This is a genomic window from Mesorhizobium sp. M1A.F.Ca.IN.020.06.1.1, assembly GCF_004023265.1.
Classification (GTDB): domain Bacteria; phylum Pseudomonadota; class Alphaproteobacteria; order Rhizobiales; family Rhizobiaceae; genus Mesorhizobium.
Genome location: NZ_RZSR01000454.1, coordinates 1 through 4664, shown reverse-complemented (window position 1 = coordinate 4664; position 4664 = coordinate 1). Strand labels below are relative to the sequence as shown.

The following is a 4664-nucleotide window of genomic DNA, read 5'->3' as shown; positions in this document are numbered from 1 at the left end:
CGACACCCCCTTGTGGACGCCGACGCAGGACCGGATCGCCTCCGCGCCCATGACCGCCTTCATGAAAGCTGCGGTTGCGAAGTCTGGCCAGGCTTTCTCCAGCTATGCCGAGCTCCACCGCTGGTCGATCGACGACCGCGAGGCATTCTGGGACCTTGTCTGGGACTTTTGCGGACTTGTCGGCGACAAGGGCGAGCGGGCTCTGGTCGATGGCGAGAAGATGCCTGGCGCCGCCTTCTTTCCCGACGCGAAACTCAATTTCGCCGAGAACCTTCTGAAAAAAACCGGCGGCAGCCTCGCTATCGTGTTCCGGGGCGAGGACAAGGTCGAGCGCCGGCTGTCCTGGAACGAGCTCCATGCGCTCACTTCGCGCCTGCAACAGCTCTTCCTGTCGATCGGCGTCAGAGAGGGCGATCGCATCGCCGCCATGATGCCGAACATGCCGGAGACGGTCGCTGCCATGCTGGCTGCCGCCTCGATCGGCGCGGTCTGGTCTTCCTGCTCACCTGATTTCGGCGAACAGGGCGTGCTCGACCGTTTCGGCCAGATCGAGCCGGTCGTCTTCATCGCGCCTGACGGCTATTGGTACAACGGCAAAGCCATCGAGGTCGCCGACAAGATCCGCGCGGTGGCCGAGAAGCTCGCGACCGTGCGCAAGGTGCTGATCGTCGACTATCTCGGCACGTCGGCCGATGTCGCCGCTACCATCGACCAGGCCGAGGCGCTGGAAGGAGCGCTCTCGCCCTTTGCCGCCAGGCCGCTCGCCTTCGAGCGGCTGCCTTTTTCGCACCCGCTCTACATTCTGTTCTCCTCCGGCACGACCGGAATCCCGAAATGCATCGTGCACTCGGTCGGCGGCACGCTGATCCAGCATGTCAAGGAGCAGCGGCTGCATGCCGGCCTACTGGATGGCGACCGCTTTTTCTACTTCACCACCTGCGGCTGGATGATGTGGAACTGGCTGGTCTCGGGCCTCGCCTCGGGGGCGACGTTGCTGCTCTATGACGGTTCGCCCTTCTACCCCGACGGCAATGCGCTGTTCGATTTCGCCGATGCCGAGAAGATGACCTATTTCGGCACTTCGGCGAAATTCATCGATTCCGTACGCAAGGCAGGGCTGAAGCCGATCGACAGCCACGACCTTGCAAGCGTGCGGACCATCTCATCCACCGGCTCGCCGCTGTCGCCGGAGGATTTCCGCTTCGTCTATGACGGCATCAAGAAGGACGTGCATCTCGCCTCGATATCCGGCGGCACCGACATCGTTTCCTGCTTCGTGCTGGGTGTCCCGACCGAGCCGGTCTGGACCGGCGAGATCCAGGGGCCGGGCCTCGGCCTGGCGGTGGACGTGTGGGACGACGACGGCAAGCCGGTCCGGCAGGAGAAGGGCGAACTCGTCTGCACCAAGGCATTCCCGTCGATGCCGATCGGCTTCTGGAACGATCCGGATGGCAAGAAGTACCACGCGGCCTATTTCGAGCGCTTCGACAACATCTGGTGCCATGGCGACTTCGCCGAATGGACCGCGCATGGCGGCATGATCATCCATGGCCGCTCCGACGCCACGCTCAATCCCGGTGGGGTCAGGATAGGCACGGCTGAGATCTACAACCAGGTCGAGCAGATGCCGGAAATCCTGGAGGCGCTCTGCATCGGCCAGGATTTCGAAAACGATGTGCGCGTCGTGCTGTTCGTGCGGCTGGCCGCCGGCGTGAGCCTCGATGAGGATCTGCAAAAGCGCATCCGCGCCAGAATCCGCTCGGGCGCCAGCCCCCGCCATGTGCCGGCGAAGATCGTTGCCGTCACCGACATCCCGCACACCAAGTCGGGCAAGATCACCGAGCTTGCCGTGCGCGACGTGGTGCATGGTCGCGCCATCAAGAACAAGGAAGCGCTCGCCAATCCGGAGGCGCTGGAGCTGTTCAGGAACCTGCCGCAGCTTGCTGATTAGGCCTCCCCGGCATGGTTAAGAAATAGTGTCGGTCCAATTTACCTAGATTTCACGAGTGGTACACATTCGTAAATTTTTTTGGCTCCCGGTAAGGACTTGTTAAGGGACGGCGCCGATAGTCGCGTGTAACTTGAGGGAGAAATCCCGTTCCTCGTCCCCTGAGGTTCAGCTCAAGCCCCGTTGTGACAGCATCCCATTTTCCAAGGCGTCCTCCAGGACGCCTTTTTCTTTGGCCGAAGCTCGGTCTTGCGGATCGTTATTCGGCCAGCACGCGCGTCGATGGGAAGACGACCTCGACCAGCGTGCCTTCGCCAGGTGTCGATGTGATAGTGAAGCGGGCACGGTTGGCCTCCACCATCGCCTTGGTCAGAGGCAGCCCGAGGCCAGTGCCGTCGCCGCGGCCGCGTTTGAGCGCATTGATCTGCTTGAACGGCTTCAGTGCCTGCTCGATCTCGGCCGGCGTCATGCCGATGCCGGTATCGCGCACGCGCATGACGACGTCGCCGGAGGTCTCGTAGGCGGTGGACACAATCACCTGGCCGCCGGCCTGGGTATAGCGGATGGCGTTGGAAAGTATGTTGAGCGCAATCTGGCGCACACTCCTCAAATCCGCCACCACTTCCGGCAGCCGCGAGGCGAAGCTCGAGCGGATGATGACGCGCTCGCGGTTGGCCTGCGGCTGCATCATCGCCACCGTTTCGGCCAGCGTGTCGTTGAGCGACACCGCCTCATAGGCCATCTCCTGCTGGCCGGCCTCGATTTTGGAGATGTCGAGCAGGTCGTTGACGAGGTCGAGCACGTGGTTGCCCGAACGGTTGATGTCACGCAGATAGTCGCGGTAGCGGTCGTTGGCGACCGGGCCGAACTTCTCGTCCACCATCAGTTCGGAAAAGCCGATGATGGCGTTGAGCGGCGTGCGGATCTCATGGCTGATGCGGGCGAGGAAATCCGTCTTCTGCGAGGAGGCACGCTCGGCCACGGCGCGCGCCTGGGTGAGGTCTTCCTCGGCCCGCTTCCACTGCGTGATGTCGCGCACGACGGCGCAGAAGCCGCTGTCGTTGGGCAGCCTGCCGATGGTCATGAACAGCGGGATGAAGCGCCCTTGCGCCTCGCGGCCGATCACCTCGCGCCCGTCGTTCAGCAAGCTCGCCACGCCAGGTTCGGAAAGGCCGACGAGATAGTCGCGCGCCGCGCGCTGGCTCTCGATGGCGAACAGCGAGGCAAAGGGCTTGCCGGCGATCTCGTCGCTGTCGAAGCCGAACAGGGCTTCAGCCGGGCGGCTGATCGAGCGGATGTTGCCGTCGCGGCCGATCAGCACCACGCCGTCGGTGGCGGTGTCGATGATGGTGCGCATTTCGGCGATTCGCGACTTCAGCTCGGACACGTCCGGCTGCTGGTTCGGCTCGTCATTGGCCGCGCTGAGATGGGCGGAGGGCGCCTCGTCCTCGCCCGAGCGGCGCACCACCAGCATCAGCGCCTTACCGCCGCGCCACGGCACCGAGCGCAGGAGCGCATCGATCGGGAATTCCTGGCTCTGGCGGGTTGTGAGCTTCAGCGAACGGTCGCCTTCGTCAGTCTCGCCATCATCGGCGTAATGGTCGGCGAACAGCGCGCCGAGCCCGCCGGCATCGGCAAGGTCTTCCAGCGCGTCGTAGCCGGTGAGCTCCAGGAACGCCTCATTGGCATAGTGCAGCACGTCGCCGGAATGGATGAGCAGCGGCACAGGCAGCCTGGCGAGGATGGACGTGTCGGGAGCCCTGTCGCCTTCCCCGGTGGAGAAAGCCGAGGGCACGAAGCCCTCGAGCTTGAGCGGCGGCACCGTGAGGCGCGGCCTTTTCGGTGGCGGCGCTTTCGCTTCGCGAGGCTGTCCAGCCGCGGGCAGGGCGCCATCCCTGGCGGAACCGGCCCAGTCCTCGCTGTCTTCCGCGTCGCGAAAATCGTCGGCGGTCATGCCGTCGTCGTCGCCAGCGCCTGCCTCAGGGGCAGGGGCTTCGGCTCCTGGCCGCTCGGCCGTCGGTTCGCCTGCCCTTTCCGCCGCTGCGGTTTGGCGCCTGTCGGGACCCGCTTCCTCCGCTTCATCGGCGGCTTTCTCGCGCCCGGCATAGTTGAGCAGCGACCCGGAGGCGGCGGGCGTTTCGTCTTTCCCAGCGGCTGCCTCGGGAACATCGAGGCCATCGAGCCGAGCCAGATCCTTCTGATCTTCCGCCTCGGTCTCCGCTTCGGCCGTACCAATGGCCTCGTTGCCTTCCGGTATGGCCGGCTCAGGCGAGGTCGCGTCAGTCGCGTTCAGATCGGAGTGGTCGGTCTTCCTCTCACCGGCCAACGGTTGTTCGGCCGTGGGAGCAGCCTTGTCGGCGGTTGCAGCCGCATCTGATTGCTTTTGAGCACCCGCGGTTGCGCCGCTTGGCGGCTCGGCCGGTCCCGAACTGTCCTTCCGCAGCCGCTCGCCGATCTCGCGAAAGGCGCTGCGCTCGAGGATCGACAGCCCTTTCTCACTCGCCGGCCTGTCATTTCCCGGCTGCTTGTCGTTGGCCGGCTGCCTGTGCTCGGCCAGCCGGATCACCTTGTCGGCATAGCGGCGCTCCGGCTTGGGCACGATGGTCAGCGCCGGCACTTCGCCCAGGAACGGGTCGGCAGGTTTCGCCGGCTCGGCCGCGGGTTGCCCGGCGGCAGGTTCGGGTTCTGTCGGAGCGGCGCCATTGGGCACCAGCGC

Annotated in this window: 2 protein-coding genes; one reads left to right on the top strand and one right to left on the bottom strand. The window is 64.9% G+C overall.

The window, feature by feature from the left end:
- Window positions 1-1951: acetoacetate--CoA ligase (locus tag EOA60_RS19535; RefSeq protein WP_348632716.1), on the top strand; the 1951-nt coding region annotated here is incomplete at its 5' end.
- 256 nt (window positions 1952-2207) lie between these two features.
- Here the strand turns inward: EOA60_RS19535 and EOA60_RS19530 are convergent.
- On the bottom strand, window positions 2208-4664 hold a 2457-nt coding region (locus EOA60_RS19530), incomplete at its 5' end, for an ATP-binding protein (RefSeq protein WP_128311754.1).